Genomic DNA, 26321 nt, shown 5'->3' with positions numbered 1-26321 from the left:
TCGGCGACGTCCCCATCCTCGATAGCCTGGCCGTTCGGCGTAAGGAGGCACTTTCATGTCAGCAGGGCACACCGCGGTAACCACCCCCCGCCCGGTGGTCTGGTGCGAGGACGGCGTGGACTGCGGGATCCGGGACCTGCTGGACCGCCTGGGCGACAAGTGGTCGGTCCTCACCGTCGTCGAACTCGCCCAGGGTGTAAGGCGGTTCCGCGAGCTGCAGCGTGCCCTGCCGGGGATCTCGCAGCGGATGCTGACGCTGACGGTGCGCCGCCTGGAGCGCGACGGCCTGGTCTCGCGGACCGTCCACCCGACCGTCCCGCCGCAGGTGGAGTACGAGTTGACCCCGCTCGGCCACAGCCTGACCCACCTGGTGCGGGCGATGGCGGACTGGTCCTACGGCCACCACGACGCGATCGTCAGGTCCCGTCGGGCCTGGGACGAGGCCAACCCGGGCTCGGAGGTCCGGTAGGAAGCTCCGGTGGGGAGGCGGCCTCGGTGGGGAGGCTCCGGCCCCCGGGCCCCTCAGCCGGTGACCTCCACGGTGACCTCGTAGGTGGCCTCGTCGGGCGGGCATGCGCGGGCCTCGCCGCAGCTGGTGCGGGTCGCGGTGAGGTGGGCCGTGCCGGGGGCCTGGGCGGTGAAGGTGGTGGTGACGGTGCCGCAGCCGCCACCGGGGCGGCAGGACGGGGCCGGCGCGGTGGTCGGCGTGCCGGTCGGGGCGACGACGTCGGGGGCGGAGCTGGTCGCGGCGGACCAGTAGGTGCTGTGGAGCGCGAGTGTCAGCGTCGTGCCGACCGCGGCCTTCAGGGTGGAACCGCCGGCGTGTTCGTCCACCGCGAGCACCGCCGGGCTCGGCGCGGCCGGGCTGCTCGGGGCAGCCGGGGAGGTGGCGGACGGGCTGCTCGGGGCAGCCGGGGAGGTGGCGGACGGGCTGCTCGGTGCGGCCGGGCTGCTGACAGCGGCCGGGCTGCTCGGCGCGGCCGGGGAGGTGGCGGACGGGCTGCCGACGGTCGCCGACGGGCTCGTCCCGGTGGCGGCGCACCCGGTCAGGGCGAGCAGGGCGGCGGCGAGCGCCAGGGCGGCGGGTCTTCTCGGGTTCACGGTGGTTCCTTCTGCCGGTGTGCAAGCGGTGCCGTTTTGACGCAGCAGCCGCCGATTCGGATCCCCCCCGATGAAATTCGGCTGCGGAATGCGACACCGGGGCGGGCGCTGGGCCCACCCCGGTGCGTTCGGCGCTGCGATCGTCAGGAGACGGTCACGTCGTCGTAGTAGGTGTAGGTCGGGTCACCCGGGTAGTTGTCGTCGTGGTTGCTCAGGGTGAGGGTGTAGGAGTGGCCAGGGGTGACGGTCGCCGTCTTGTTGGTCCAGGTGCCGGTGGTGGTGCAGGTCTTGGCGAGGACCGTGGCGGTGGTGCCGGTGGTGTTGTCCTTCAGGGTGGCGGTGGCCCAGTCGTAGGTGACGGTGTCGTCACAGGTGTTGCTGTACCAGAAGGACAGCTTGCTGGAGCCGGTCGGCGCGGTGAAGGTCTGGGCGATCGAGGAGTCCCCGGTCGGGCTGGTGGAGCCGACCATGGCGCCGAAGCTGCCGCTGTGGGCGGCGGAGGCCGGGGCGGAGGTGGAGCCGGCGGCCGTCCAGCCGGTCAGGTTGCCGGTCTCGAAGGTGCCGTTGGTGACGGCGTTGCCGCCGCCGCCCGTGGTGGACTCGGTCCAGGAGAAGGTGGTGCTGCCGGTGGCTCCGGTGGTGTCGGTCGCGGTGACCGTGACGCTGGAGGTGCCGGCGGCGGTCGGGGTGCCGGAGATCAGGCCGGTCGAGGAGTTGATCGACAGGCCGGCCGGCAGGCCGGTGGCCGAGTAGCTCAGGGTCTGGCCGGTGGCCGAGTCGGTGGCGCTGATCTGCAGGCTCGCCGCGGTGCCGACGGTGCCGGACTGGCTGCCCGGGTTGGTGACGGTGACCGTGTTGCCGTGGGTCAGGATGGCGTGCGAGATCGCGCAGGAGTTGGTGTCGTTCGACCAGCTGGCCTGCTCGGCGTAGCTGCCGAAGGAGCCGAAGGAGATGTTGGCGGCGCCGCCGGTGCTGCCGGGCCGGATCCAGGCGCACTCGTCGGAGTTCTCCTGGCCGTTGTAGCTGCTGCCCGAGACGTGGTTGGTCCAGCCGCCGGCCGGGTTCTGGTCGGACATCATCTCGTGCCACTCGTGGCCGAGGGTCATCGTCCAACCGTCCAGCGTGCCGGGCGAGTTGACGAAGCCGACGCCGCAGTTGGCGCCCGCGTCGATGTTGTACGGCTGGTTGGAGAAGGCGATGTCGCCGTAGGGCGAGCTCGCCGCACCGCCGGTGAGGGTGGTGTCGCCGTTCCAGTCGTGCCAGGCGCAGTACCCGGTGGAGGGGTTCTGGTAGTCGTCCGGGTTGGTGCCGTGCGGCGACAGGACGATGTAGTACGCGTCCCGGTTGGCGGCGGCGGTGGTGTTGCCGAAGTGGCCGGCGGCCTTGACCGCCTCCTGGGCGAGCTGGTTGCCGGTGGCCTGGCTCGGCGAGGCGGCCGCGTTGTCGTACCAGACGCCGGACAGCACGCCGCCGCTCTGGTACGGGATGAAGTTGGCGTTGGACGGGCAGCTCACGGCGCCGGTGGCGACGTTGGGGCCGTCGCACCACTGCGTGAGGTCGGCCGACCAGGTCTCGCCGTTGGTGCCGATGCCCTTGAACATCTGCTGGGTGGCACCGGCCGCACCGGCCGAGTCGCCGGAGAACTTGGCGTTGCCGTTGGCGTCGGTGCTCTGGGTGCCCCACTGGTTGCCGTAGAACACCAGGTAGACCTTGGAGTGCCCGCTCTGCACGCCGATGCCGTCGACGCCGCCGCCGTAGGACAGGGTCTGCTGACCGGTCGCCGCGGCCTGGTTGTGGGCGTCGAGCCACTTCTTGTAGTTCTCGTGCTGGGACATGCCGGGCACCGCGCCGTGCCGGTACGGGTGGCCGTTCTGCGGGCTCCAGGGGTTGAACTCGTTGGTGGTGCTGCCGGTGCCGCCCTGCGAGCTGGAGATGTCCTGCGCGGAGGCCGGACCGGCGCCGGCCAGGCCGGCGACGGCGAGCGCGAGCGACGCGATGCCGGTGAGCGCCGCGTACTTCGCGCGTCCGGTCCTTGGGGAGTGACCCATGGGTGAGGGTGCCTCTCTTCTGCCGATCGCCCCACGGCCGCGGGGGGCCGGGAACGATCCCTTTGTGGGGGAAGCCGACGGGTCGCTCCGCCGGGGAGTCAGGTCCGGTCGAAATTTATTCGCACACTCGGAATTGACTGTCCGTCGGACGACTGCCGCCTGCTGGGCAAGAAGGAAAGCAGGATTGATGAACACGGTCAACGGAGAAAGGTAAGGGGCGATTAAGAAGGAAGTCGAAGCAGGTCAAGCGCAATTGATGACATGGAATCAACGCGTGTAGTCATTCACTGAATACGGCCCGAAACGGCGTTCCGAATTCAGTGAAATGCCCGGCGGCCCTCGGAGGGCGGGACCGCGCCGGCCTCGGAGCTCCTCGTCCGGGCGTCGCCGTCGAAGCCTTTCTGAGGCCCTGTTAGGGTTCGCGGACGTGACGGACAAGGCGACGAAGCAGTACGAGGCGATGCTGGCTCACTTCCGGCGGACCGCCGGGGAACGGGGCTTCGCCGTGGATCCGGCCCAGCAGCCCGCCGTCGAGCGGTTGTCGAGGCTGGCCGGGGAGTTGGCCCGCACCGGGCTGCTCGTTCGCCACCCGCCGCGCCACGTCTACCTGTGGGGCCCGGTGGGCCGGGGCAAGAGCTGGCTGGTGAACACCTTCCTCGACGGCCTGGCCACTCCGCGGAAGCGACGGCTGCACTTCCACGACTTCTTCCGCCGCCTGCACGAGGGCGTCGCCCAGCACGCCGCCGACGGGCACCGGGACCCGGCCGGCGAGCGGATCGCGGCGGTCGACCGCGCCGTGGACGAGCTGCTCGGCGACTGCCGGGTCCTGGTCTTCGACGAGTTCCACGCCCACGACGCCGGGGACGCGATGCTGGTGGCCCGGCTCTTCCGGACACTGCTGGACCGGCGGATCACCCTGGTCACCACGTCCAACTACCCGCCCGCCGGCCTGATGCCGAACCCGCTGTACCACCACCTGTTCGAGCCGACGATCCGGCTGATCGAGGAGCGGATGGACGTCGTGGAGATCGCGGGCCCGGTGGACTTCCGCCGGGAGCGGCAGCCGGCGGACGGTACGCCGCAACGCTTCGCCCAGGGCGCGCGGCTGCGGACCGGCGACGAGGAGGGCCTGCGCGCACTCGGCCTCACCCGGCCGACCGTGAGCGAGGCGGACGAGGTGCCGGTGCACGGCCGCCCGCTGCGGGCAGCCGCGGTCCGCGATACCGAAGTGTGGTTCGGCTTCGCCGAGTTGTGTGAGGGGCTGACCTCTGCGGCCGACCAGCTGGCGCTCACCGAACGCTTCCCCACCCTGGTGCTCACCGACGTACCGCCGCTGGCCGACGCGACCCCGGACGGGCGTCGGCGCTTCGCCGACCTGGTGGACGTCTGCTGCGACCGGGACGTCCGGCTGGTGCTGATCGGGGCCGACCCGATCGACGAACGGGCCCCCGAGGACCTGCTCAGCGACCTGGACCGGACCGCCAGCCGGCTCGCCCTGCTCGGATCGGCCTGACCCGGGCAGCGGCTCCGCTACCGCTCGTACGCCATCTCCGGGAACCGCGGCGAGGGCCCGTCCAGCAGGTGGTCGTCGTGGCCGCGCAGCCAGCGGTCGAAGAAGGAGGCGACGTACGAGCGGGTGGCGAGCTCGGCGCGCCCGGGGCGGACGTCACCGACGTCGTTGCGCAGCTGATCCGCACTGAGCGCGCCCTGGCGGGCGAGCTGCGGAAGGAGGCTCTGGGCGTCGGTGTACGAGCCGTGGCGGGAGCCGGTGAGGGTGACGTCGGCGTGCCAGCCGGTGCTGTGCTGCCACAGTGCGTTCCAGCCGGGCTGCTGCCGGTAGCTGCCGGAGTCGTCGCTGCCGCTGCCCATCAGCAGGAACGGCCGGTCGAGGCCGTCCTCGGCGACGCTGGGCAGGAACACGCCGGTGCGGCCGTCCGGGCCGGGGAAGTGCAGCTGGCCGTCCAGGTTGATCCCGGCGGCGATCCGCGGGTCGTCGTGCATGGTCTGCAGCGCGGTGAAGCCGCCGGCCGAATGGCCGACCATGCCGATCCGGTCGAGGTCGAGCGCCCCGGCCAGCCCGCTCGGCAGGTCCTTGCGTCCGCCGAGGCAGGTCAGTTCGTCCAGGACGAAGCGGGTGTCGGCCACCCGGGCGGCCATGGACTTCCGCAGCACGGCGCCGATGTCCAGATCCGGCTGCCCGAGCATGCCGGGAAGTACCGAGGTGGCCAACTCGCCTCCGGGGAAAGCGACTTCCGAGGCCTCGTAGGTGTGGTCGACGGTGACGACGACGTAGCCGCGGGAGGCGAGGTCCTCGACGAGGGCCGTCCCCCAGGTGCGCGGGTCGCCGAGGCCGGGCGAGTACAGCACCACCGGGCGCCGGCCGGGCAGCGCCGGGGCGTCCTTGCGGGCGTGGGTGCGGATGCCGGACCAGTCGGTACTGCCGGGCGTGGCACCGTAGTTGATCAGCCCGACGCCGTCAGGCCCGCCGAAGTGCTCCCCGGCGGCGGGCTCCATGTACGACGCCCGGTCGGCGGGGTCGGCCGGTCGGGAGGTCGGGTACCAGAGGCTGATCATCAGCTCGCGCCGGTTCCCGGGCTTCCACGGGTCCTCGCGGCCCGCGTCGGTCAGGTGCAGGGCCGTCGTCCCGATCGGGTACGGCCCGGTGGGCTCCGGCAGCCACGCCCGCGCCCGCTGCCCGGCGTTCCCGCCCTCCGCACCCGCCGCCACCGCCGCGGGGGCGCCGACGGTGCCCAGCACCGCCGTCGCCGCCAGCAGTACCGCCGCCAAGGCCCGTCCCCCACTGCCCATGATCTGTCCCTCCGCGCTCTCGATCGATCGAACACGCAGGACACTACGGGCGGAACGGGCCCCAGCCGTCATACCGGAGAGCCAACCGGCCCCCGAATACCCGGGTATGACACCCCTAAGGGGCTCATTCCCGCCCTCCGGCAACCGGTCTGCCCGCGACCCCCGTACGCGGGCGGACCGGCGGCACCGGGGACGTCAGCCCGCCCGGCCCGGCGCCGGCGCGGCGACAACGGTCAGGGTGAAGCCACCGGCCGCGGCGACGAGCAGGAGATTCCTCATGTGGTTTCCCCCGGGAGGCGCCGAAAGGGGTGATGATCACCCGCCCAGCCAGGTTAGGAGCGAGCCGTCCGCCCGGGTTTGCGCTGAGCGCAGGTTTTCTTGAGGGTTCGCGCAGGCGGCTCCGTGCGCGCTCTGCCGGCGGTGCTCGCGGGGCGTCAGCCCGTAGGCCTCGCGGAAGGCCCGGCTGAAGACGGCCGCGCTGGTGAACCCCCAGCGGGCGGCGATGCTGCTGATGGAGTGCTCGGCGAGCTCCGGCCGGGCGAGGTCGGTGCGGCAGCGTTCGAGGCGGCGCCGACGGATCAGTCTGCTGACGCTCTCCTCCTCGCCCTGGAACAGCAGGTGCAGCGAACGCACGGAGACGTGGTGGCGCCCGGCGATCATCTCGGGCCCCAGGTCGGGATGGTCGAGGTTGTGCTCGATGAACACCTTGACCTGCTCCAGCAGGGCTCGTGAGCGGGTCGTGGCGTCGACCTCGCGGGCGGCGTCGGCGGACTCGGCCAGGCAGACGGCGGCCAGGTCGCGGGCGATCCCTCCCAGCCGCTCCAGCTCCTCGGGCCCGCACTCGGTGGCGTGGTCGCCCAGGGAGGTGAGGAAGCGCGCCAGGATGGCGCCCGTCCCGCGGCGGGCGGAGATCTGCCGGGCGAGCAGGCGGTCGGTCTTGTCGGCGTTGACCGGCAGCGCGGTGCGGGGGATGTGCAGGATGAAGGCTCGGCTGGTGCCGTCCTCGTACCGCGTCCCGGCCTCGAACGGCCGTGAGGTGTCCCAGAGCACCAACTCCCCCCTGACCGGCCCGGAGTCGTTCCCGTGCTGGGAGATCCACATCGGGTTCCTCCCCCCGACCAGGGCCAGCTGGTACTGCTCGGGGTCGCTGCGCCGGGTCAGCGCCGGCGGCCGGCGCGAACGCACCGGGGGGTGACAGTGGGCCGACACCCGGACCGGACCGAGGTCCAGTACGGCGGCCTCCGCACGGAAGTCGGCGGCCTCCGGGCTGGAGACCGTCACCGGGACCAGGTCCCGCGCGACCATGTCGGTGAACCATGCGAACCGGTCCTGCGCCGGTACACCGGCATTGGACATCGTCGACCACATCGCCATGACCCCCCGTCACTCCGGCCGCCTGCCTTTCCGGACGGCCGAGCCGACAGTCTAGTTTTCCCCGCAGCACGGCTTCCGGGCAGGTCAGCGGCCGGAGCGGCACTGCCGACCCGGTGTTCGACCAGGTCGGCAGGCGGGGCTTTCGACGGTGGGGCGGCTACCGCCGGTACGGCTTCAGTTCCCGGCGGGCCAGTGAGCGCTTGTGGACCTCGTCCGGGCCGTCGGCGAGCCGCAGGGTGCGGTTGCCGGCCCAGAGCTGGGCGAGCGGGGTGTCCTGGCTGACGCCGGCGGCGCCGTGGGCCTGGACGGCCTTGTCCAGGATCCACTCGACGGTGCGCGGGGTGGCGATCTTGATCGCCTGGATCTCGGTGTGCGCACCGCGGTTGCCGACGGTGTCCATCAGCCAGGCGGTCTTGAGGACGAGGAGCCGCAACTGCTCGATCCGCACGCGCGATTCGGCGATCCAGTCCTGCACCACGCCCTGCTCGGCGAGCGGCCTGCCGAACGCGACCCGCTCGCTGGCACGGCGGCACATCAGCTCCAGCGCCCGCTCGGCGATGCCGATGGCCCGCATGCAGTGGTGGATCCGTCCCGGCCCCAGCCGGGCCTGGGCGATGGCGAAGCCCGTCCCCTCCTCGCCGATCAGGTTGGCCGCCGGGACGCGGACGTCCTCGAACAGCACCTCGGCGTGGCCGCCGTGGTCGGCGTCGTCGTAGCCGAAGACCGTCATGCCGCGCTTCACGGTCACACCGGGGGTGTCGCGCGGGACGAGCACCATGCTCTGCTGGCGGTGCGGCTCGGCGTCGGGGTCCGTCTTGCCCATCACGATGAGCAGCCTGCACTCCGGGTTCATCGCCCCGGTGATGTACCACTTGCGGCCGTTGATCACGTACTCGTCGCCGTCCCGCTCGATCCGGGTGGCGATGTTGGTGGCGTCCGAGGACGCCACCTCGGGCTCGGTCATCGCGAAGGCGGAGCGGATCTCGGCGTCGAGGAGGGGGCGCAGCCACTGCTCGCGCTGCTCGGCGCTGCCGAACTGGGCGAGCAGCTCCATGTTGCCGGTGTCCGGGGCCGCACAGTTGAGCGCGGGCGGGGCCAGCTGCGGGCTGCGGCCGGTGATCTCGGCGAGCGGGGCGTACTGCAGGTTGGTCAGGCCGGCGCCGTGCTCACCCGGCATGAAGAGGTTCCACAGCCCCTGCTTGCGGGCCTCGGCCTGCAGGTCCGCGACGACCGGCGGGACGGCCCACGGCGCGCGGGCCGGGTCGGCGAGCTGCGCGGCGAGGACGGCCTCGGCGGGGTGGACGTGCTCGTCCATGAAGGCGAGCAGCTGCTCGCGGAGCTCGGTCGTCCGGGCGTCGTACGCGAAGTCCATCGGTCAGTTCTCCTTGAGGGTGTTCAGGCCGTGGCGGGCGAGGATCGGGGCCATCTCGCCCGCCCGCTCGAAGCCCGCGCCGAGGGTGCGGCCCTGCTGGAAGCGGAAGAAGATGCCCTCGGCGACGGCGGCGAGCTTGAACGAGGCGAAGGCCACGTACCAGTCCAGGTCGGCGGCCTGACGACCGGTCGCCTCGGCGTACCGGGAGACGATCTCGTCGGGCTTCGGGAAGCCGGGGGCGGTCATGGCGGAGGGGATGATGCCGCCGCCGACGCCGGCGAGTTCGGTGTACATCACCAGCAGGCCGACGTCGGTGAGCGGGTCGCCGAGGGTGGACATCTCCCAGTCGAGCACGGCGGCGATGGCGTCGTGGTCGTCGACGAGGACGTTGTCGAGGCGGTAGTCCCCGTGCACCAGCGCGGGCGCGGGGGACGTCGGCAGCCGCTCGGCGAGCGCGGCGTGCAGCCGGTCCAGGGCGGGCAGGTCACGGCTGCGGGAGGCGGCGAGCTGCTTGGACCAGCGGCGCAGCTGGCGTTCCAGGTAGCCGTCGGGGTGGCCGAAGTCGGCGAGGCCGACGGCGGCGGGGTCGATCCGGTGGAGGGTGGCGAGGGTGTCCACCAGGCGGCGGCCGAGGGCCTGGACGCGCTGCTCGCCGAGGGAGGCGAGGTCGACGGCGTCGCGGTGGGCGGTGCCGGTGACGTACTCCATGAGGTACCAGGGCGCGCCGAGGACGTCCGTTCCCGGATCGAGCAGGAGGGTGCGGGGAACGGGGACGCCGGTGTCGCGCAGCGCGGTCATGACGCGGTACTCGCGGCCCATGTCGTGGGCGGTGGCGAGGACGTGCCCGAGTGGCGGGCGGCGCAGCACCCAGCGGGAGGCGCCGTCGGAGAGGACGTAGGTGAGGTTGGAGCGGCCGCCCTCGATGAGGTCCGCCCGCAGCGGCCCCCGGACGGCCCCGGGCAGCTCCCGGTCGAGGTGGACGCGGAGGAGGGCCAGGTCCAGGCCGGGCGGGTCGGCGGGCGTCTCGGGCATCGGGCGGGCTCCTCGGTCTCGATTGACTAAGCGCTTGCTTAGCATTCAGCTGCAGGAGGCCCCTGTCAATGCCACGACCCCCCGAGCCGCACGGCTCAGGGGGTCGTTCGGACGGTCGGCACCGGTCAAGGGGGACAACTGCCCCGGGTTCCACTCACGTGCCCTCCACTGCATCTCCATCCGCACGGCCGAGGACCCGGGGTGAACATTGCTCTCCTCCTCGCCGGCATACGCGACCTGCGGATTCTGCGGCGCCTGCGGGAGCAGCTCGTCGTGGCGGGCATCACGGGCTCGATCTTGCGCTACCCGCCGTAGAAGAAACCCTGCGCGGCCCAACCGCCACAGCTCTGCCAGATGGTGACGTCATCCGTGTCGAGCATCGGGCGGCCGGTGCCCTCAGCAGAACTCCGGACAGTCGCACAACGTACTGCTTCAGACCGTGGCGGGACGGGCATGCGATTGCTTCATCAGATGTCGTCGGCGTCCAGGGCATCCAAGGAAGCCGAGTCGAGGGCGATGACAGGCTCTGCGGAGAGGTGCTCACGCCAGGGCTTGATCTGCACTCGCACAGCCGCGAAGGTGAACGCCCAGCTCTCGTCGGCGATGACCTCCCCACCCCGCTCGTACAGAATGATCAAGGGCTCGAACGGATCAGGCAGGTCCGGGAGCCGTACCCCCGGCGTGTCCTGCAGAGTTGCCCACCGTACGGCCGCACGGCAGGCGTTCTCGGTCGAAATGCCACCGACGTGCGCCACGAGGAACTCCTCAAGTCGCTCGGCCACCTCGGGGTCCACCTGGATCTCCGGGGCGAGCGCTCCGGCGATGTCGAAGATGGGCCACTTCGGCGGACCGCCCAGCACCTCAGCCCAGAGCGAGGCCCGGCGAAGGTACTCGACCATCAGCCAGGAGCGGGAACCGGCATGCGCGTTGTAACCAGCTTGATTGGTCCACTTGATGCCCATCAAGCGTTCCATCATTGCGTCAGTGAGGCTTTTCGACATTTGCATGCCACCATTCCAGAACTGATTGGGCCAGTAGATCGATATTTGAGAGATCGTCCGCGATCGGGACGTCGGGCGGCTTGATTCCGAGTTTCCGCCAGTGCTCCAGCGTACCGTCGAGCGTATGAGCAAAGCTGCTTGCAGATTTCGGGGACAAGTCGTGCGCTCCGACATTGTCCGGGCTGAGCACGTACCGCCCCTCCCACGCGCTTGGATTCTCTGAACGGTACGGAAGGCCAGCCTTCATGAGGAGACTCTCTACGTACTCGTGGGCAATGATGCCACGGACGATTCCAGCGGTCGACTCCGAGACATTCCAATTCCTGGCCCGAAGCCAGTAGGTAGCCAGCTCGTTGTGGGCGTTGAAATACTCCCCGTCCACGACCTTCCCGGGGCCGAACTGTACCTTGTGTTTGGTCAGGAAGAGGTGTTCCTTGGCCTTGGCGACAATGCTCTCGTCGATCTCCAGGTTTTCCGCGATCCGAGGAACGTCGTCCGCCATCGCCCGAATCTGCTCGTATTTCGGCAGGGCCTCCGGATCGCTTCGTGCGGCGTATTCCGCCTTGAGGTCACCGGACGGAAGGCCCTCCGAGGTCGGCGGAACGCGGTCCGGCGTCAGGTTCGCGCCTGAGGTGCCAGGATGAACTCCAGAACCGGCCGGTTCCTCCGGCGCCGGTACACCGGGACGGCTACGAGGTCCGGCAGCGCCGCCGACGGCGCCGAGGACGAGGTCCAGCGGCATGACGGGCCCCGTCTTGAAGGCCGCATCGTAGCCGTAGGTGAGGCCGGCACCGGTGACCATGCGGCCGGGGAGGGTGTCCGCGGCGTTGGCCACCCTGGCGAGACCGTTGAGGACCACCGAGGCGCTCTCGGCACTCTCAGCGGCGGCAGCCACGGCACGTCCGCCAGCGCCGAGGCCGCCGCCGGCCGCACCCATGATCTCGCCGGTCTTGGCGGACTCGACGGCCTCGGTGAGGCTGTAGCCGCCGTCTCCGAAGAACTCGACCCGGATCGGCTGGGCGACGGCGAGGTCGACGGTGATGGCCTCGACGGCTCCGAAGGCGGCGCCGACCAGAATCGTGGCCGCGATCGTGGCGACGACCTCGGAGACGGCGACACCGACCGACGCGGCGGTGGCGACGATGCCCGCGGCCGTGGCGGCGGCGATGTCCGCCGAGATGCTGAAGGTGACGAAGGCCAGGGCGCCGCCGACGAGCAGGGTGCCGCCGACGATCGCGGCCTCCTCCTCCAGCTTCTTGATCGCCTTGTCGACCTCGTGGGCGAACTCGCGCAGCGCCTTGGCCAGGCTGCGGCACGCCTCCGCGGTGTCGGGCAGCCAGCCCTTGCCCTTGCCCGCGCTGTCCTTGCCGCCGTAGTACCGGCCCCAGAACGTGCCGAACGCGTCGATCGCCGGGCCGTGGTTGTTGGCCACGATCCCGGCCGCGGCCTGGTTGGTCGGGACGGTGACGTTGTCGATCGCGGTGGCCATCGCCTCCCACGCGTCGGCGACCTTGCGCAGCTTGCCGGGGTCGGCATCCGGCCACCACATGCCGGTGACCTTCTGGACGGCCTTCGCGACCGTGGACTCACCCACGGGCCTTCACCCCCTCATCCCCCATGGCGTTTCCCCCTACGCGTTCGTCGATCTCCGCACTCGTGTGATGAGGTCGACGAACGACGTGACATGGTTTCAGGACGGGTAGGTAACACCGGTCACGTCCGCGATACCACGGTACGGTACGGCCGGATGTCGCTGAACTCACCGACAGGACCGCCAGCCGCCGATCGAGAACCTGTGGTGGTGGCGGCCGTTAGGGCTGGTGCGGCCGCCGCGGGGTCACGAGCGCCGCCGCTCCCAGTCGGCGCGGACGAGGTCGTACTCGACCTCGCCGTGCTCGGATCCCGGGATCGCGTCCGGCCAGTCCCCGGTGAAGTTGCGGAGGAAGGACAGGCCCGACTTCTCCATCACCCGGCGGGAGCCGGTGTTCACGGCCATCGTGTTCGCGGTGACCCGCTCCACGTGGAGGTCCGTGAAGCCCTTGTCGATCAGGGCTCGGGAGCCCTCGGTGGCATAGCCCCTGCCCCAGGCGGCCTTGTTCAGCCTGTACCCGAGTTCCACGACGAACGGACGCTGGTCGTCGAGGGGGCGCAGCTCGAACCAGCCGAGGAAGGTACCGGTGGCCCGCTCGTCGGCGGCCCAGAAGCCCCGGGTGCCGAAGGCCGGGTAGTCGTGGAGGAGCTGCGGGAGCGTGCGCGTCTGGATCGCTTGCCGGGTCGTCGGCTTGCCACCGTTGATGAAGCGCATCACCTCGGGGTCCCTGTCCAGGGCGAACAGGCCGTCGACGTCGGCCTCGGTGTCGGCGAACGGGCGCAGCACGAGCCGCTCGGTTTCCAGGAAGACATGCATCCCGCGATCATCAGTCCGGAAGGGCGAGGCCGCCACCGATTTTACGGCCCCCGGGCGCAGCCGCCCGGGGGCCGATGGTCAGAACTCGCCCGCGGTGACGGCGGAGACGAAGGATCGCCAGGCGTCGGAGGTGAAGACGAGAGCGGGCCCCTCGGGATCCTTGGAGTCACGAACGGGCATCATGCTGGGGAAGCCCACGGCTACCTCGACGCAGTTCCCACCGTTCTGGCTGTAGCTGGACTTGACCCAGGTAGCGCCGATCAGAGTCACGTCGTCAGTGTGGGTCATGTTCAAAGATCCTTCCGAGCTGCGCGGATCATGGCGAGGGACACCACGTCCGAACTGGCGCCCACTTGAAGCCAATCGTAGTCCCTGGCCCATGCCGTGACCGTCTCGGCTTCCCTGGTGAGATATCCGCGCGCCTGGGACTCCGTGTATCCGAGCATGCTGCGGTCGGGCATCGTCAGCAACACCACCGGCAGGGCGAGCGATCTGTGCTCACCCATCGAGAACGGCGCCACCTGGATGATGGTCCTCGGACGCTCGAACAGCTCCATCAAGCGGCTGAACTGCTCCCGCATGACAGATGCACCACCCACCAACCTTCGAATGCAGCTCTCATCCAAGACCGCATGGACGAGCGGCATGTCCTGACTTTCGAGGCGTTGCTGACGAGTAAGAAGGTAGGAGACCCGGGCGTCGGCCTCCTCGTTGGTGATGACTCCCCGCCGCACGTCGGCCGCCGCCAACGCCTCCGCGTAGGCCCTGGTCTGGAACAGCCCAGGGACGACGCCCAATTCGAACTGCCGCAGCTCAACAGCCTTCGCCTCATGCACGGCAAACTCCGCGAAGCCTTCCAGCAGTGATCCCCCACCGCTGAGGCTCCAGTAGGTCAGCTCCAGAGTCCCACCGGTGTTCAGAACCCGGTCAGCCACGATGACCCAGTCGAGTGTGGGACTGCGCATACCTCTTTCGAGGTTCGAGATCTGACTGTCACTCAACGAGGTCAGTCGCCCAAGCTCCGCCTGGGTCAGACCGGCAGCCTTGCGCGCCTTGCGAAGTTGGGCCCCGAACGCCTCCAGGGGAGACGCCGAAGGATTGAGTTCCGTCTCACGCATAATCAGACCTCCACGGCCGCCTGAATCCCACGCCAGAGACTGTCAAGTGGGAGAGCCTTCCGATCGTAGGGGCCCTCACGCCACCATGGCTACATCCGGTGAGATACCGAACGCGAAGTGCAACCATGGAGACACCCATGCCCTGTTCCAACCCCACCCCTCCCTTCCAGGTCGTCCTGTACCTGGCCAAGGGCGACTCCCACTTCCCCGAGCGGGAGTTGCGCCTGTGCGAGGACTACGCCAAGGCGTTCAACTGGCGCATCGACCTGATCGTCGTGGACGACGAGGCCGCCACGAAGGGACCCGAGCACCGTCCGATGCTCCGCGCCGCTCTGCAGCGGGTCCTCAGCCAGGACGCCGGCGCGATCCTCGTCCCGAGCAAGGCCGCGATCTCCCCCATCGACGGGGAGTTCGCCGACTTCTCCAAGCGCGTGGAGAAGGCCTCCGGCTTCATCCAGGTGGCGACCCGGCGATGACCGACCACCACCCCGCCACCCCACCCCTCGACCCTTCCCGGTTCGAGATCCGCCTGATCGACTCGTCCAGCCCGCACTTCGTCTCGCTGGAGTGCTGGGGACTCTGGGACCGCCACTGCAGCGAGTTCCTCCGGGTGCCGGGTTCCTCGGACCGGGTCAGGCGTTTCTACACCGTCGCGGCCGCGGTGGCCTTTCGCACGAGCAATCCGTTGAACCGTCAGCTCCCTTGATACGTACGCCAGTTGGCACATCGACCCCGCCTCGACAGACGCCGATCAAAAGTGTTCTGATGATCGCTCCATATCGATCAATGTCCGAACATCTTCTGACTTGCGTCAGTGAAGTGGGGGTCCGGTGCGGATGGCACGCGGCATGAACGGTCTGCTCGCGGTGGGGGTCGTCTCGGCCCTCGCCCTGACCACGGGATGCTCCGGCACCCAGAGCAGACCCACCGCCGCCGACACCACCCCCGCGAGCCCCGCAGCCACCACCCCTCCCGCCGTCGCCACCGATACTCCGACCGCCACACCCGTGCCCACCTGGGACGGCCAGGTCAAGGTGCTCGGCGACGGCTCCACCTCCGACACCGGACCGCAGCCCAAGCAGCCCAAGCCCGAGAAGCTGAAGCCCGGCGAGCGACCGCCGCAGTTCGTCGTCTTCTCCTGGGACGGCGCCCTGGAGGGCGACGAGCGCCTGTTCTCCCGCTTCCGCAAGCTGGGGGTGGAGAACAACGCCCAGATGACCTTCTTCCTGAGCGGCATCTACACCCTCCCCAAGTCCAAGCGCTCCCTGTACCACCCCCCGCAGCACGACGTCGGCTCCGCGTCCATCGACTTCGCCACCGACCCCCACATCAAGGACACCCTGGAACAACTTCGCCTGGCCTGGCTGGACGGCAACGAGATCGGCACCCACTTCAACGGGCACTTCTGCGGCCCCCAGCCCGGCGGCGGCGGTGACTGGTCCACCGACGAGTGGAAGAGCGAGCTCGACCAGGCGATCTCCTTTGTCACCAACTGGAAGACCAACACCGGCTTCAAGGACCTCCCGCCCCTCCCCTTCGACTACACCAAGGACCTGGTCGGCGGCCGCGCCCCCTGTCTGGAGGGCCAGAAGAACCTGCTCGCCGCCGAGAAGGCGAAGGGCTTCCGCTACGACGCCAGCTCCCCGGGCGAGTTCCAGGTCTGGCCGGTCAAGAAGGAGGGCATCTGGAACTTCCCGCTGCAGCTGCTGCCCTACCCCGCCTTGTCGTCCCAGCGCCTCTCGATGGACTTCAACTTCCTCTCCGTCCAGTCCGGGGAGAGCAGCACCAAGGGCGACCCGAAGAAGTACGACACCTGGGAGAAGCAGACCAAGGAGAGCTACCTCGCCGGCTTCGAACGCGTCTACAACGGCAGCCGCGCCCCGCTCTTCATCGGCAATCACTTCGAGGACTGGAACGGCGGCATCTACATGCAGGCCATCGAGGACGTCATGAAGAGCGTCTGCAAGCGCGAGGAGGTCCGCTGCGTCTCCTTCCGCCAGGTCGCCGACTGGATGGACGCCCAGGACCCCAAGGTGCTCGACAAGCTGCGCGGGCTGGACCCCGGGCAACCGGCCGACTGGCCGCGCCTGGTCAAGTAGGCCGGCCCGTGGGGCCCGTGACGCCACGGGCCCCACGGCACCACACACCACGCCTACCGCCCTCCCGCCGTCTTCATGTACGTCGTCCAGATCCGGCTCGGCAGCGCCGAGTCCGGGGTGTCCGGCGCCGCCCCGCCCAGGCCCTCCAGCGGGAGCAGCTTCAGGTCCCGCAGGTCCGCCCGGAAGACGGTGACCGCCGTGGCCAGCTGCCCGCTGTAGCCGACGGACCACCCCGCCGTACGGTCCGCGGTGGTGCCCGGCTTCGCGGCCAGGTCCGGGCCGGCCTCCGCCGCCCACGTGGCGCTGCCGCTGCGGACGGCACCCTTGAGCGCCGCGTCCACCTCTCCCGCCACCGCCGCCGGCAGCGCCTGCACGGGCGTCGGCAGGCGCAGGTCGAGCGGGCTGCCGTTGCGGGTGATCCTGGACACCGAGTACGGCTCGGTGCGCTTGCCGCCGCCTGCGAAGGCGGTGTAGGCGTCCGCCGTCCTGATCGCGCTGGGCGTGGAGTTGCCGACCCCGAAGGCCGGTACCAGTTCGCCCATGCTGCCGGGGAGCAGCCCGAGGTCGGCGGCTGTCTTCTGCACCCGGTCCAGGCCGACGTCCATGCCGAGCTGCATCATCGGCCCGTTGACGGACTGCTCGACGGCGCTGCGCAGGCTGACCTGCCCCCAGTTGCGCTTGCCGTCGTTGGCGGTCTTCACGATCTTGCCGTCGCGCCCCCAGTACGGGCCCTCGGGCGTCAGCACGTTCACCCCGTTGTCCCCGTTGTAGGGGGTGGTGGGCGTCACCGGGGTGCGCTTTCCGCCGCGTTCGCGCTGGACGCCCTGGCTCAGCCCGGCGGCGTACACCACCGGGGTGAAGGCCGAACCGACGGGCACCGTGGTGGTGTTGGCGTTGTTGAAGCCCTGCTTGAGGTAGTCGGGCCCGCCGTAGAGCGCGACGATCCTGCCGTCGGGGGCCACCGAGGCGGCGCCGACCTTCAGGAGCCTGTCGGCCTCGCGGTTGTCGGGGTCGATCCCCTTGGTGGCCTCCTGGACGGCCGCGGCGAGGGCGGTGACCTTCGGCTTGTCGAAGGTGGTGTAGATCTGGTGGCCGCCGAGGTCGAACTGGGCGGGCGTGATGTCGCTGTGGCTCTCCACGAAGGCCCTGGCCATGTCCACCAGGTAGCCGACCTGGCCGCTCAGCCCGGGGTTCTTCGGCTGCGGCTTCGGCTCGGGGAAGACGGTGTACCGGGCGCGTTCGGCGCGGGAGAGCTTCCCGACGTCCACCATGCGGTCCAGGATCCAGGACCACCTCTCCTCGGCCCGCTCGCGGTTCTCCGGCCCGAGCGCCGGGTCGTACTGCCCGGCCCCCTTCAACAGGGCGGCGAGGAGGGCCCCTTCGCTCGGGTCGAGCTGCGAGACGTCCTTGCCGTAGTACGCCGCCGCGGCCCGTTGGATGCCGTAGCTGCCGCGCCCGAACCAGCTGCTGTTGAGGTAGCCGGCCAGGATGTCGTCCTTGCTCATCCGGTCGTCCAGCTTGATCGCGATCACGGCCTCGCTGAGCTTGCGGTCCATGGACTGGCGCTGGTTCAGGTAGATGTTCTTGACGTACTGCTGGGTGATGGTCGAGCCGCCCTGGGTGTCGCCGCCGGAGACCATCTGCCACAGCGCGCGGCCGATGCCCTTGGCCGAGATGCCCGGATCCGAGTAGAAGGTCTCGTTCTCGGCGGCCAGCACGGCCCACTTCAGCGACTCCGGGACCCGGTCGAGCGGCACCTCCTGCCGGTTGGTCTCGCCGATCCGCGCCATCTCGGTGCCGTCGGCCCAGTAGTAGACGTTGTTCTGCTGGGTGGCGAAGGAGTTCAGGTCGTCGGGCACCTCGGTGGTCACGAATAACCAGGCCAGCCAGCCCGTCAGCGCCACCGTCCCCACCCCGGCCACCAGGAGCAGCTGCCGCCAGGACGGCAGCCAGCGGCGCACCCCGCGCCGCCCGCGGCGCGGGTAGTCGATCCGGCGCACCGGGCGCCACCGCCGTCGTCCGGGCTCGTCCGCCCCGGTCGCGTCACCTCGCCGTGCACGCACAGTCCGCTCCCCGCTCCGTTCGTGGGCACAAGACCCCTTCGAACGGATACACGACTCCGAGGGCGGGCCCGGGTGGCACCGAGGCGGTGTGATCGTCGTCATACCGCATGTGACGGCTGGTCGGCGGCTGTCCGTCGTGGTCCGCCGGGCTCCTCCCGACGGTCCGCCGGCGGTCGGCCGACGGTCCCCCGACGGTCTCCGGGCGTCCCCCTCCGGTCCGCCGACGGCCCCCGCCGAACCGGACCTCCGCCGCAGCCGCTCCGAGCGCCCGTCAGAATGTCGTCATGAGGTTGATCCACACCGTGGTCGGTGCGCTGCTGCTCCTGCTGGTCGTCGGCAGCATCCTGCGCACCCTGGTCGTCCCCCGCGGGCTCTACTCGTCCCTGGTGAACCGGCTCTGGACGGTGCTGCGCGGCGTGCTGCGGCTCTCCGCCGCGCCGATCGGCGGCTACCGCGCGCAGGACCGGGCGCTCACCTGGCTGGCGCCGCTGGTCCTGCTGGGCATGCTCACGGTGTGGCTCAGCGGGATGCTGATCGCCTACACGCTGCTGCTGCACGGCACGTCCGACCTCGACTGGACGGTGTCCATCCGCGAGGCCGGGTCCAGCCTGTTCACCCTGGGCTTCGCGAGCGGCGACCGCCTGCACCTGTCCGCGATCGACTTCATGGCCGCCGCCAGCGGCCCGCTGGTGATCGCCCTGCAGATCTCCTACCTGCCGACCCTCTACGCCGCCTACCAGCGCCGCGAGACCGAGGTGACGCTGCTGCAGTCCCGGGCCGGCGAACCGGCCTGGGGACCCGAGCTGCTGGCCCGCCAGTCCCTGGTGGACACCGAGACCGCCCTCCCCCAGCTCTACCGCGACTGGGAGCGCCTGGCCGCCGACATCGGCGAGAGCCACTCCAACTACCCCGTGCTGCTCTCCTTCCGCTCCCCGCAGCCGAACCGCAGCTGGGTGGTCGGCCTGATCGCGGTGATGGACGCCGCCGCCCTGCACCTCGCCCTGTGCCCGCGCACCTCCCCGCCGGAGGCCCGGCTGGTCCTGCGCGCCGGGTTCACCGCGCTGCGCGACATCGCCCGCTCGCTGCGCATCGACTTCGACCCCGACCCGGACCCGGACGTGCCGATCCGGCTGAGCTACGCCGAGTACCTGGGCGCCGTCGCGATGATCACCGCGGCCGGCTTCCCCCGCGAACGGCCGGTCGAGGACGCCTGGGCGCACTTCCACGGCTGGCGCGTCAACTACGAGGCCGTGGCGTACGAACTGGCCCGCCGCAGCGACGCCGTCCCCGCGCTCTGGACCGGCCCGCGCGACTTCCACGCAGCGGTCATCCCCCCGGCCCGCCCCACCGACCGCCGCCCGGGAACGGACCGGCCGCCCCTGCCGCCGGCCTGACCGGACCGCCGGGCCGCCGGGCCGCCGAGGCCCCGGGCACCACCGGCCCGGTCGGCCTGCCCCGTTGCGGCGCGTCCCGTCCCGTTGCGGCCGGGGTCGGCCTCAGACCGCGACCGGTCCGCCCTCCGCCAGCGAGCGCTCGGCCGCGGCGAGGATCTCCACCACGCGCAGCCCGAAGTCCGCGTCGCAGGGGTGCGGCTCGCCGGAGGCCGCGGCGGACTGCAGGGCGTCCAGCGCCCGGTGCAGGGCGGCGTGCGGGCCCTCGCCGCGCTCCGGCAGCTGCACCACACCGTGCTCGCCGCGCAGCTCCATGCCCGTGCCGCCCGCCGCGAGCGGCGCGGTCAGGCTCAGCGCGAGCGTGCTGGACGCGCCGCCGGCGTGCCGCAGCACCAGGTGCACGGCGTCCATCGGGCCCGCCACCGCCGTCACCTGCGTCGCGTCGCCGAGCACCGGCAGCAGCACGGACAGCGCGTGCGGGCCGACGTCCCACAGCGAACCCTTCTCCCGGCGCCACGGCGAGGCCGCGTACGGGCTGGTGCTGCCGGGCACGAACACCGAGCCGTACCAGTCCGAGCGGCCGGTGTACCAGCCGCCCAGCGCCGCCTGCTCCTCGATCCACGGGATCTGCGGGCCGCCGAAGCGCACCGTGAAGAACACCACCGAGGCGACCTTCTGCGCGCGGACCGCCTCGGCGACGGCCTCGGCGGCCCGCACGGTCAGCGCGACCGGCTTGTCCAGCAGCAGGTGGCAGCCGGCCTCGGCGGCCCGCACCGCGAGGTCCGCCTGCACCGTCGGGGGCAGCGCGACGGAGACCGCGTCCACGTCGGCCAGCAGCCGGTCGAGGTCCGCGTACCCGGGCACGCCGTGCGCCGCGCCCAGGGCCTCGGCCGCCTCCGGGCGGCGGCCCCAGACGCCGGTGAACTCCAGCCCGGGGTGTTCCGCCAGCGCGGGCGCGTGCACCCGCTCCGCCCAGGTGCCGGTGCCCAGCAGTCCGATCCGCACGATGTCTCCGTCTCCGTTCCGTTCCGTGCCGGTGCCGGCTGCTTCCGGCCGTTGCCGACCGTTCCTTGCCGTCCCCGGGCCGTTCCTTGCCGTCGCCGGCCGTTCCTCGCCCTTGCGCGCTTCCGTGCGCGCCGGCTCAGTGCTGCACGCGGGCGAGCGTGAAGCCGTCGTAGCCCTTGCTGCCGACCGTCTGCACCGAGGTCGCGGTGACCCTCGGCTCGGCCGCGATCAGCTCGTGCAGCGCCCGGGTGCCGACCACCGCCGGGTCGGTGCTGGCCGCGTCGGCGACCGCGCCGCCGCGCACCACGTTGTCGACGATGATCAGCGAGCCCGGCCGGGTCAGCTGGAGCGCCCGGCGGAAGTACTCGGGGTTGCTCGGCTTGTCCGCGTCGATGAAGACCAGGTCGAACGGCTCCGCGCCCTGCTCCACCAGTGCCGCCAGCGAGTCGGCGGCCCGGCCCAGCCGTACCTCGGCGACGTCCTCCAGCCCTGCGGCGGCCAGGTTGCCGCGCGCCACCTCGGCGTGCCGCGGGTCGATCTCCAGGGTGAGCAGGGTGCCGTCCGCGGGCAGCGCCCGGGCCAGCCAGATCGCGCTGTAGCCGCCGAGCGTGCCGACCTCCAGGATCCGCTTCGCTCCCTGGGTCAGCGCCAGCAGGTGCAGCAGCTTGCCCTGGTTGGGGGCCACCGCGATCTTCGGCAGCCCGGCCGCGTCGGCGGCGGCCGCCGCCGACTCCAGCACCGGGTCGTGCCCGACCAGCTGCTCGGAGAAGTAGGCGTCCACGGCGTCCCAGGTCGGCTGCAACGTCATCGGGCCCTCCAGAGTGCAAAGACCGGCAGGTACTCCGGTGATGCTACTCCGAGGGCCCGACGGCTCCGGGGCGGCCGTTCGTCACGGTCCGCAGCCGGGTGGTCAGCGTGTCGTCAGCACGTCGTCAGCGCACGGTCACTCCGCGACCGGGGCCGTCGCCGCCCCGGCGGTGGCGGCGGCCGCCGACTGCTCCGCCTCGATCTTCGCGTGGGTCTTCGCCGCCCGGCGCTTCATGATCCAGGCCGACAGGCCGCCGATCACGACCGCGGCGGCCAGACCGGCCCAGGAGAAGCGGGCCAGCCACGGCTCGATGCTCTTGCCGACCTTGTAGACCAGCATCGCCGTGCCGCCGGCCCAGATCACGCCGCCCAGCACGTTGGCGATCAGGAACTTCCAGTACGGCATCTTCAGCGCGCCCGCCAGCGGACCGGCGAAGATGCGCAGCAGGGCGATGAACCGGCCGAAGAAGACCGCCCACATGCCCCACTTCTGGAACGAACGCTCTGCGGTGGCCAGGTGCGAGGGACCGAAGTGCTTGGGGAACTTGCGTCCCAGCTTCTCGAAGAGCGGCTTGCCCCCCTTGCGCCCGATCGAGTAGCCGATCGAGTCGCCGATGATCGCGCCCGCGATCGCGACGCCCGCCACGCCCCACGGGCTCACCACGCCCTTGACCGCCATCAGCGACGCCGTGACCAGGGCGATCTCGCCGGGCAACGGGATGCCCAGCGACTCGATGAGGATGATCAGACCGACGACGGCGTACACCGCCGTCGGTGGAATGCCCTCGATCCAGGCGTCGATGTGCAAGGCCAGTACCTCCGTGGCAGGACGGGACCGACCAGGCTCCCCCTGGAGCCGCGGGCCGGTCCCGGCAGTTGTCCGATGGCGGCACGGCGCCGCTTTACCCCTCAAAGCAGCGTAACGTGCCGGGCGGCCTGTCCCCCCGGCCGATCACCTGTGGGTACGACGTGCGGCCGCTGGCCATGGTTCCAGGCCTGGCACCATTTCTTCAAGACTCGGCAAAGTGCCTCTGACCTCGGACGACCGACACCGCCGAGGGGTCGGCGCCTCGCCGGGGAACGCGGTGCCGGTCAGTGTTGACAGGAACCCCGGCCCGGTGCCTCACTGTAGCGGCGCGAGCGCGATCATCACGGTGGGGAGTCGAGTTGTTACGGTGCGAAGGCGTCGGCAAGCGGTACGGCACGGGGCGGTGGGTCCTCCGCGATGTCGACCTGGCGGTCTCCGCCGGGGACGTCGTCGCCGTGGTGGGCGCCAACGGCTCCGGGAAGTCGACCCTGCTGAGGATCCTCGCCGGGCTGTCCCGGCCCACGTCCGGCACGGTGGCGGGCCGACCGGCGGGCGTCGGCTACGTACCGGACCGCTTCACGGCGCACGAACGCGTCACGTCGCTCTCCTACCTCACCCACATGGGGCGGATCCGGGGCCTGTCGACCTCCGCCGCCCGCGCCCGCGGCGGCGAGCTGCTGACCAGGCTGGCCCTGGTCGGCGGCCCGGACGCGCCGCTGCGCACGCTCTCCAAGGGCAACGCGCAGAAGGTCGCGCTGGCCCAGGCCCTGCTCGTCCGGCCCGGCCTGCTGGTCCTCGACGAACCGTGGTCGGGCCTGGACGCCTCGGCCCACGGCGTCCTGGGCGAGTTCATCGACGACGTGGCCGCCCACGCCGGGGCCGTGGTCTTCACCGACCACCGCGAGGCGATCACCGAGACGCACGCCCGCAGCGGCTACGCCATCACCGACGGCCGGCTCACCCGGCGGGACGGCCCGCGTTCCGGGGCCACCGCCCCGACGGTCGAGCTGGTCCTGACCGTGCCGGCCGACGGCGCCGTACCCGCCGAGGTGGACTGGTACGCCCTGCCGGGCGTGGCGGACGCCGCCCGGCGCGGCCGGTACCTCGTCCTGCGGGTGGCCCGGGAACACTCGGACGCCGCCCTGCTGACCGCGCTCCGGCACCGCTGGTCGGTGGACGCGGTGACCGGGACCGGGACCGGGACCGGAACTGCTTCCGGGAACGCCGGCGGGGTCGACACCCCCCGGACCGATGCGGGGAGTGCCGCCCGGTGATCGCCCTGGTCCGCTACCTGTCCACGATCCTGCTGCTCTCCCAGCGCTACCTCGCCCCGCTGCTCCTGTTCGTCGGCCTGGCCGCCGTACTGACCAGCAGCGACAGCGGGCCGCTCCCCGCCACCTACTCCGCGGTGGCCGGGGCCATGCTGCCGAGCTCCGCCTGGCTCACCATGGCGCTGATCGGCCTGGAGGACCCGCCGCACCGCGCCGTCGTGGTCGTCGGCGCGGGCAGCCACCTGCGGGTCCTGCTCGGCTCGGTCGCGACCGCCGCCACGTGGTGCCTGCTGCTGACGGGCGCCGGCCTCGGGCTGCCACTGGTGTTCGGGACCCACACCGTCCGCCCGGCCGACCTGCTGCTCGGGACGGAGTCCCAGCTGGTCTGCGCCTTCACCGGCATGGCCGTCGGACTGCTCTGCTCCCGCCTGGTGTTCCGGCGCCAGGGCTACGCACTCGTCGCGGCCCTCGCGCTGCTGCTCGCCGCCCTGCTCGGCAAGGGCGTGTCCCCGGTCAACCTCCTGCTGACCGACCTCCAGCACGCGCCGGCCTCCGCGGACGTCCTGGGCCCCACCGCCGTCCTGGCCGCCGCCGCCGCGGCCCTGCTCGCCGCGGGAACGGCAGCCACCCACGCGATCACCGTCCGGAAGAGCTGACCGCCGACCGGTCCTCCAGCGGCTCCGACCGGACCGCGGCCACCCCGGAACGCCGCCGCGGTCCCTAGCCCCGCCCGGCGAAGTCCAGGACGGTGACGGAGGGGCGGCGGGCGGACAGGCCCGGGGTCGTCAGGGCGAGCGGCAGCAGGGCGCCGACGAGCCCGCGCCCGCCGGTCGGCCGGACGTCCCGCACCGCCGACACCGCCGGACTGGCAGTGCGGAGCTTGTCCCGCTCGCCCGCGTCCATCGCCCACGGCATGGGCGGCGGCCCGTAACCGTGGGACCGCATCCTCCCGTTCACGGTGAGCCGGCCGAACCAGCGCGGTACGGCGTCCAGCACGAGCGAGCCGCCCGGGAACCGCTCGGCGCAGCCCGCGATCAGGGACTTCACCCGGGCCGGCGGGAGGTACATCAGCAGGCCCTGGGCGGTGATCAGGACCTCACGGCTGCGGTCGACCTCGTCGGCCCACCCCAGTTCGGTGGCCTCGGCGGCCAGGTAGCGCTGGCGCGGGCCCGGCGGCAGCAGCTTCGCCCGCAGAGCCACCAGGTCGGGCAGGTCCACGCTCAGCCAGCGGGCCCGTCCGTTGTCGACCCGCCAGTACTGGGTCTCCAGGCCGTCCCCCAGGCAGACCACGGTGCCGCGCGGCTCCCGCGCCAGGAAGTCGGCCACCTCGCGGTCGAAGCAGGCCGCGCGCAGGGCCTGGAGCTGGGCCTGGGTGCCGTTGGTGCCGAACCGTTCCGCGAACGGGTAGTCGATCCGGTCGACCAGGTCGACGGCCTCGGGGTCGTGGAGCACGGTGTCCGGCCGGCGCGCCTCCAGCGCCCGGTGCCACAGCGTCCACAGCGCCGTCTCCGGCACCGCCTCCAAGTCGGGCCGCTCCACCGGGTCGGGCCGGTCCGCGCCGACAGTCATCGCTCGCTCCTTCGACGTGCTCCGCGCGTGCCCCGCGCGAGTCCCCCGTGGGCTCCGTGGACGCTGTGGGCCCCGTGGGCTCCGCGCTCGGGCAGGCTTGAACCCGCCGATTCTGACACCGGCCGGCCCGGCCCGCCCGGCCCGACGCGCGGCTCAGCCCACGCTGAACGCGCCGTCCGGCGGGGGCGGGGAGTCGGTGGCGTCGGCGTCCGTCACCGGCGGGGTGCGGCCCACCAGGGCCGCGAGGTCGTCCCCCTCCACCAGCCGGGCCGGGAAGATGTCGCCCGCGAACAGCCGGGCCAGCTCGGCCACCGGCAGCGGCGCCGTCGACCCGACCAGCAGCACGTTGCCGTACCGCCGCCCGCGCAGCACCGACGCCTCCGCCACCAGGCACACGTACGGGAACACCGCCCGCACCGTCGCCGCCTGCGCCCGCGCGAAGGCCAGCGGCGGGCCGTCCGCCAGGTTCGCCGCGTAGCAGCCGCCCTCGCGCAGCGCGGCTGCGGCAAGGCCCAGGAACTCCACCGAGGTGAGGTGCGCGGGGGTGCGGGAGCCGTGGAAGACGTCGGCGACCACCAGGTCCTGCGAGCCCGCCGGGACGTCGGCGAGCGCCGCGCGGGCGTCGCCGACGCTCGCGGTGATGTCCGCGCCGGGGCCCTGCCAGGGCAGGTGCTCGGCGACGAGGTCCAGCAGCGGCCCGTCCACCTCCACGACCCGCTGCCGCGACCCCGGCCGGGTGGCGGCCAGGTAGCGGGGCAGGGTCAGCGCGCCGCCGCCGAGGTGCAGCGCGGCCACCGGCTGCCCGGCGGGGGCCAGCGCGTCGGCGAGGTGGCCGAGTCGCCGGGTGTACTCGAACTCCAGGTGCGTCGGGTCGGCGAGGTCGACGTACGACTGCGGGGTGCCGTCCAGCGTCAGCAGCCAGCCGCCGTCGCGGTCGATGTCCGGCATGAGCTTGGCGAACCCGAGGTCGGTCCGCCGACCGACCGGCACCGGCTCGTCGTGCCCGTCCGGCTCGTCGTGATCCCCGTGCTGGTCGTGCTCGTCCGG

25 protein-coding genes are annotated in these 26321 nt (G+C 71.7%); 8 read left to right on the top strand and 17 right to left on the bottom strand.

The window, feature by feature from the left end:
* Positions 1 to 55: 55 nt before the first annotated feature.
* Complete coding sequence (locus ACZ7KX_RS03355; RefSeq protein WP_470325035.1) at positions 56 to 469, top strand: winged helix-turn-helix transcriptional regulator; 414 nt, start codon at positions 56 to 58, stop codon at positions 467 to 469.
* A 53-nt stretch (positions 470 to 522) separates the two neighbouring features.
* Here ACZ7KX_RS03355 and ACZ7KX_RS03350 read toward each other — a convergent pair whose 3' ends face one another.
* Positions 523 to 1101, bottom strand: a complete 579-nt coding sequence (locus ACZ7KX_RS03350; protein ID WP_470325034.1) for a hypothetical protein — start codon at positions 1099 to 1101, stop codon at positions 523 to 525.
* A gap of 143 nt (positions 1102 to 1244) precedes the next feature.
* Complete coding sequence (locus ACZ7KX_RS03345; RefSeq protein ID WP_470325033.1) at positions 1245 to 3149, bottom strand: putative Ig domain-containing protein; 1905 nt, start codon at positions 3147 to 3149, stop codon at positions 1245 to 1247.
* A gap of 427 nt (positions 3150 to 3576) precedes the next feature.
* Between ACZ7KX_RS03345 and zapE the strand changes: the two genes are divergently transcribed.
* A complete protein-coding gene (gene zapE, locus ACZ7KX_RS03340; RefSeq protein WP_470325032.1) occupies positions 3577 to 4662 on the top strand; it encodes a cell division protein ZapE in 1086 nt (361 codons plus the stop codon).
* Between the two features lie 17 nt (positions 4663 to 4679).
* On the opposite strand, the gene ACZ7KX_RS03335 is transcribed toward zapE, so the two are convergent.
* The 9 genes from ACZ7KX_RS03335 to ACZ7KX_RS03295 form a co-directional block, all read right to left on the bottom strand.
* Positions 4680 to 5957, bottom strand: coding sequence for an alpha/beta hydrolase family protein (locus ACZ7KX_RS03335; RefSeq protein WP_470325031.1), 1278 nt, complete (start codon positions 5955 to 5957; stop codon positions 4680 to 4682).
* A gap of 315 nt (positions 5958 to 6272) precedes the next feature.
* On the bottom strand, positions 6273 to 7313 hold the full coding sequence (locus ACZ7KX_RS03330) for an AraC-like ligand-binding domain-containing protein (protein WP_470325030.1): 1041 nt from the start codon (positions 7311 to 7313) through the stop codon (positions 6273 to 6275).
* A gap of 175 nt (positions 7314 to 7488) precedes the next feature.
* Positions 7489 to 8703 (bottom strand): acyl-CoA dehydrogenase family protein, encoded by a 1215-nt coding sequence (locus ACZ7KX_RS03325; protein WP_470325029.1) that lies wholly within the window; start codon positions 8701 to 8703, stop codon positions 7489 to 7491.
* A gap of 3 nt (positions 8704 to 8706) precedes the next feature.
* Complete coding sequence (locus tag ACZ7KX_RS03320; protein WP_470325028.1) at positions 8707 to 9735, bottom strand: phosphotransferase family protein; 1029 nt, start codon at positions 9733 to 9735, stop codon at positions 8707 to 8709.
* Positions 9736 to 10202: 467 nt separating this feature from the next.
* Positions 10203 to 10697 (bottom strand): hypothetical protein, encoded by a 495-nt coding sequence (locus ACZ7KX_RS03315; RefSeq protein ID WP_470325027.1) that lies wholly within the window; start codon positions 10695 to 10697, stop codon positions 10203 to 10205.
* A 19-nt stretch (positions 10698 to 10716) separates the two neighbouring features.
* Entirely contained in the window at positions 10717 to 12330 is a 1614-nt protein-coding gene (locus ACZ7KX_RS03310) for a WXG100-like domain-containing protein (protein ID WP_470325026.1), read from the bottom strand.
* Positions 12331 to 12573: 243 nt separating this feature from the next.
* On the bottom strand, positions 12574 to 13143 hold the full coding sequence (locus ACZ7KX_RS03305; RefSeq protein ID WP_470325025.1) for a GNAT family N-acetyltransferase: 570 nt from the start codon (positions 13141 to 13143) through the stop codon (positions 12574 to 12576).
* A 78-nt stretch (positions 13144 to 13221) separates the two neighbouring features.
* Positions 13222 to 13431 (bottom strand): DUF397 domain-containing protein, encoded by a 210-nt coding sequence (locus ACZ7KX_RS03300; protein ID WP_470325024.1) that lies wholly within the window; start codon positions 13429 to 13431, stop codon positions 13222 to 13224.
* 2 nt (positions 13432 to 13433) lie between these two features.
* Positions 13434 to 14261, bottom strand: a complete 828-nt coding sequence (locus tag ACZ7KX_RS03295; RefSeq protein ID WP_470325023.1) for a helix-turn-helix domain-containing protein — start codon at positions 14259 to 14261, stop codon at positions 13434 to 13436.
* Positions 14262 to 14398: 137 nt separating this feature from the next.
* Here ACZ7KX_RS03295 and ACZ7KX_RS03290 point away from each other — a divergent pair, with 137 nt between their 5' ends.
* The 3 genes from ACZ7KX_RS03290 (at position 14399) to ACZ7KX_RS03280 (ending at position 16360) form a co-directional block, all read left to right on the top strand.
* The gene (locus ACZ7KX_RS03290; RefSeq protein ID WP_470325022.1) at positions 14399 to 14737 is read left to right on the top strand and encodes a recombinase family protein; all 339 of its coding nucleotides are present in this window, start codon (positions 14399 to 14401) and stop codon (positions 14735 to 14737) included.
* Positions 14734 to 14967 carry a hypothetical protein gene (locus ACZ7KX_RS03285; protein WP_470325021.1) on the top strand — a complete coding sequence of 78 codons (234 nt, stop codon included), beginning with the start codon at positions 14734 to 14736 and terminating at the stop codon, positions 14965 to 14967. Before ACZ7KX_RS03290 ends, ACZ7KX_RS03285 begins: the two co-directional genes overlap by 4 nt.
* A gap of 142 nt (positions 14968 to 15109) precedes the next feature.
* Positions 15110 to 16360 (top strand): hypothetical protein, encoded by a 1251-nt coding sequence (locus ACZ7KX_RS03280; protein ID WP_470325020.1) that lies wholly within the window; start codon positions 15110 to 15112, stop codon positions 16358 to 16360.
* Positions 16361 to 16413: 53 nt separating this feature from the next.
* On the opposite strand, the gene ACZ7KX_RS03275 is transcribed toward ACZ7KX_RS03280, so the two are convergent.
* The gene (locus ACZ7KX_RS03275) at positions 16414 to 18423 is read right to left on the bottom strand and encodes a transglycosylase domain-containing protein (protein WP_470325019.1); all 2010 of its coding nucleotides are present in this window, start codon (positions 18421 to 18423) and stop codon (positions 16414 to 16416) included.
* 284 nt (positions 18424 to 18707) lie between these two features.
* Between ACZ7KX_RS03275 and ACZ7KX_RS03270 the strand changes: the two genes are divergently transcribed.
* Positions 18708 to 19817 (top strand): hypothetical protein, encoded by a 1110-nt coding sequence (locus tag ACZ7KX_RS03270; protein WP_470325018.1) that lies wholly within the window; start codon positions 18708 to 18710, stop codon positions 19815 to 19817.
* Positions 19818 to 19919: 102 nt separating this feature from the next.
* Here the strand turns inward: ACZ7KX_RS03270 and ACZ7KX_RS03265 are convergent, their stop codons facing one another.
* From ACZ7KX_RS03265 to ACZ7KX_RS03255, 3 genes are all read right to left on the bottom strand, one after another.
* Positions 19920 to 20819: a Gfo/Idh/MocA family protein gene (locus ACZ7KX_RS03265; protein WP_470325017.1), complete on the bottom strand. Its 900-nt coding sequence runs from the start codon at positions 20817 to 20819 to the stop codon at positions 19920 to 19922.
* A gap of 136 nt (positions 20820 to 20955) precedes the next feature.
* On the bottom strand, positions 20956 to 21627 hold the full coding sequence (locus ACZ7KX_RS03260; RefSeq protein WP_470325016.1) for an O-methyltransferase: 672 nt from the start codon (positions 21625 to 21627) through the stop codon (positions 20956 to 20958).
* A 135-nt stretch (positions 21628 to 21762) separates the two neighbouring features.
* Entirely contained in the window at positions 21763 to 22434 is a 672-nt protein-coding gene (locus ACZ7KX_RS03255) for a DedA family protein (RefSeq protein WP_470325015.1), read from the bottom strand.
* 359 nt (positions 22435 to 22793) lie between these two features.
* On the opposite strand from ACZ7KX_RS03255, the gene ACZ7KX_RS03250 reads away from it, so the two are divergent.
* Both ACZ7KX_RS03250 and ACZ7KX_RS03245 read left to right on the top strand, forming a co-directional pair.
* On the top strand, positions 22794 to 23708 hold the full coding sequence (locus tag ACZ7KX_RS03250) for an ATP-binding cassette domain-containing protein (protein WP_470325014.1): 915 nt from the start codon (positions 22794 to 22796) through the stop codon (positions 23706 to 23708).
* Positions 23705 to 24361 carry a hypothetical protein gene (locus ACZ7KX_RS03245; RefSeq protein WP_470325013.1) on the top strand — a complete coding sequence of 219 codons (657 nt, stop codon included), beginning with the start codon at positions 23705 to 23707 and terminating at the stop codon, positions 24359 to 24361. The genes ACZ7KX_RS03250 and ACZ7KX_RS03245 overlap by 4 nt, the downstream gene beginning before the upstream one ends.
* 64 nt (positions 24362 to 24425) lie before the next feature.
* Here the strand turns inward: ACZ7KX_RS03245 and ACZ7KX_RS03240 are convergent, their stop codons facing one another.
* The gene (locus ACZ7KX_RS03240; RefSeq protein WP_470325012.1) at positions 24426 to 25274 is read right to left on the bottom strand and encodes a class I SAM-dependent methyltransferase; all 849 of its coding nucleotides are present in this window, start codon (positions 25272 to 25274) and stop codon (positions 24426 to 24428) included.
* Positions 25275 to 25427: 153 nt separating this feature from the next.
* Positions 25428 to 26222 carry a spermidine synthase gene (locus ACZ7KX_RS03235; RefSeq protein WP_470325101.1) on the bottom strand — a complete coding sequence of 265 codons (795 nt, stop codon included), beginning with the start codon at positions 26220 to 26222 and terminating at the stop codon, positions 25428 to 25430.
* Positions 26223 to 26321: the final 99 nt, after the last annotated feature.

It is taken from the genome of Kitasatospora sp. NPDC038210, from assembly GCF_055600605.1.
Note: the sequence above shows the minus strand (reverse complement) of the source record. Positions and strands in the feature narration are given on the sequence as shown.

Excerpts from the sequence above, each read along its gene's own strand:
- ACZ7KX_RS03325 (WP_470325029.1), bottom strand. The coding sequence starts at position 8,703 with ATGGACTTCGCGTACGACGCCCGGACGACCGAGCTCCGCGAGCAGCTG.
- ACZ7KX_RS03285 (WP_470325021.1), top strand. The coding sequence starts at position 14,734 with ATGACCGACCACCACCCCGCCACCCCACCCCTCGACCCTTCCCGGTTC.
- ACZ7KX_RS03355 (WP_470325035.1), top strand. The coding sequence starts at position 56 with ATGTCAGCAGGGCACACCGCGGTAACCACCCCCCGCCCGGTGGTCTGG.
- ACZ7KX_RS03280 (WP_470325020.1), top strand. The coding sequence starts at position 15,110 with ATGAACGGTCTGCTCGCGGTGGGGGTCGTCTCGGCCCTCGCCCTGACC.
- ACZ7KX_RS03260 (WP_470325016.1), bottom strand. The coding sequence starts at position 21,627 with ATGACGTTGCAGCCGACCTGGGACGCCGTGGACGCCTACTTCTCCGAG.
- ACZ7KX_RS03235 (WP_470325101.1), bottom strand. The coding sequence starts at position 26,222 with ATGCCGGACATCGACCGCGACGGCGGCTGGCTGCTGACGCTGGACGGC.
- ACZ7KX_RS03305 (WP_470325025.1), bottom strand. The coding sequence starts at position 13,143 with ATGCATGTCTTCCTGGAAACCGAGCGGCTCGTGCTGCGCCCGTTCGCC.
- ACZ7KX_RS03335 (WP_470325031.1), bottom strand. The coding sequence starts at position 5,957 with ATGGGCAGTGGGGGACGGGCCTTGGCGGCGGTACTGCTGGCGGCGACG.
- ACZ7KX_RS03300 (WP_470325024.1), bottom strand. The coding sequence starts at position 13,431 with ATGACCCACACTGACGACGTGACTCTGATCGGCGCTACCTGGGTCAAG.
- ACZ7KX_RS03290 (WP_470325022.1), top strand. The coding sequence starts at position 14,399 with ATGCCCTGTTCCAACCCCACCCCTCCCTTCCAGGTCGTCCTGTACCTG.
- ACZ7KX_RS03240 (WP_470325012.1), bottom strand. The coding sequence starts at position 25,274 with ATGACTGTCGGCGCGGACCGGCCCGACCCGGTGGAGCGGCCCGACTTG.
- ACZ7KX_RS03345 (WP_470325033.1), bottom strand. The coding sequence starts at position 3,149 with ATGGGTCACTCCCCAAGGACCGGACGCGCGAAGTACGCGGCGCTCACC.
- ACZ7KX_RS03320 (WP_470325028.1), bottom strand. The coding sequence starts at position 9,735 with ATGCCCGAGACGCCCGCCGACCCGCCCGGCCTGGACCTGGCCCTCCTC.
- ACZ7KX_RS03330 (WP_470325030.1), bottom strand. The coding sequence starts at position 7,313 with ATGTCCAATGCCGGTGTACCGGCGCAGGACCGGTTCGCATGGTTCACC.
- ACZ7KX_RS03315 (WP_470325027.1), bottom strand. The coding sequence starts at position 10,697 with ATGGGCATCAAGTGGACCAATCAAGCTGGTTACAACGCGCATGCCGGT.
- ACZ7KX_RS03270 (WP_470325018.1), top strand. The coding sequence starts at position 18,708 with ATGAGGTTGATCCACACCGTGGTCGGTGCGCTGCTGCTCCTGCTGGTC.
- ACZ7KX_RS03295 (WP_470325023.1), bottom strand. The coding sequence starts at position 14,261 with ATGCGTGAGACGGAACTCAATCCTTCGGCGTCTCCCCTGGAGGCGTTC.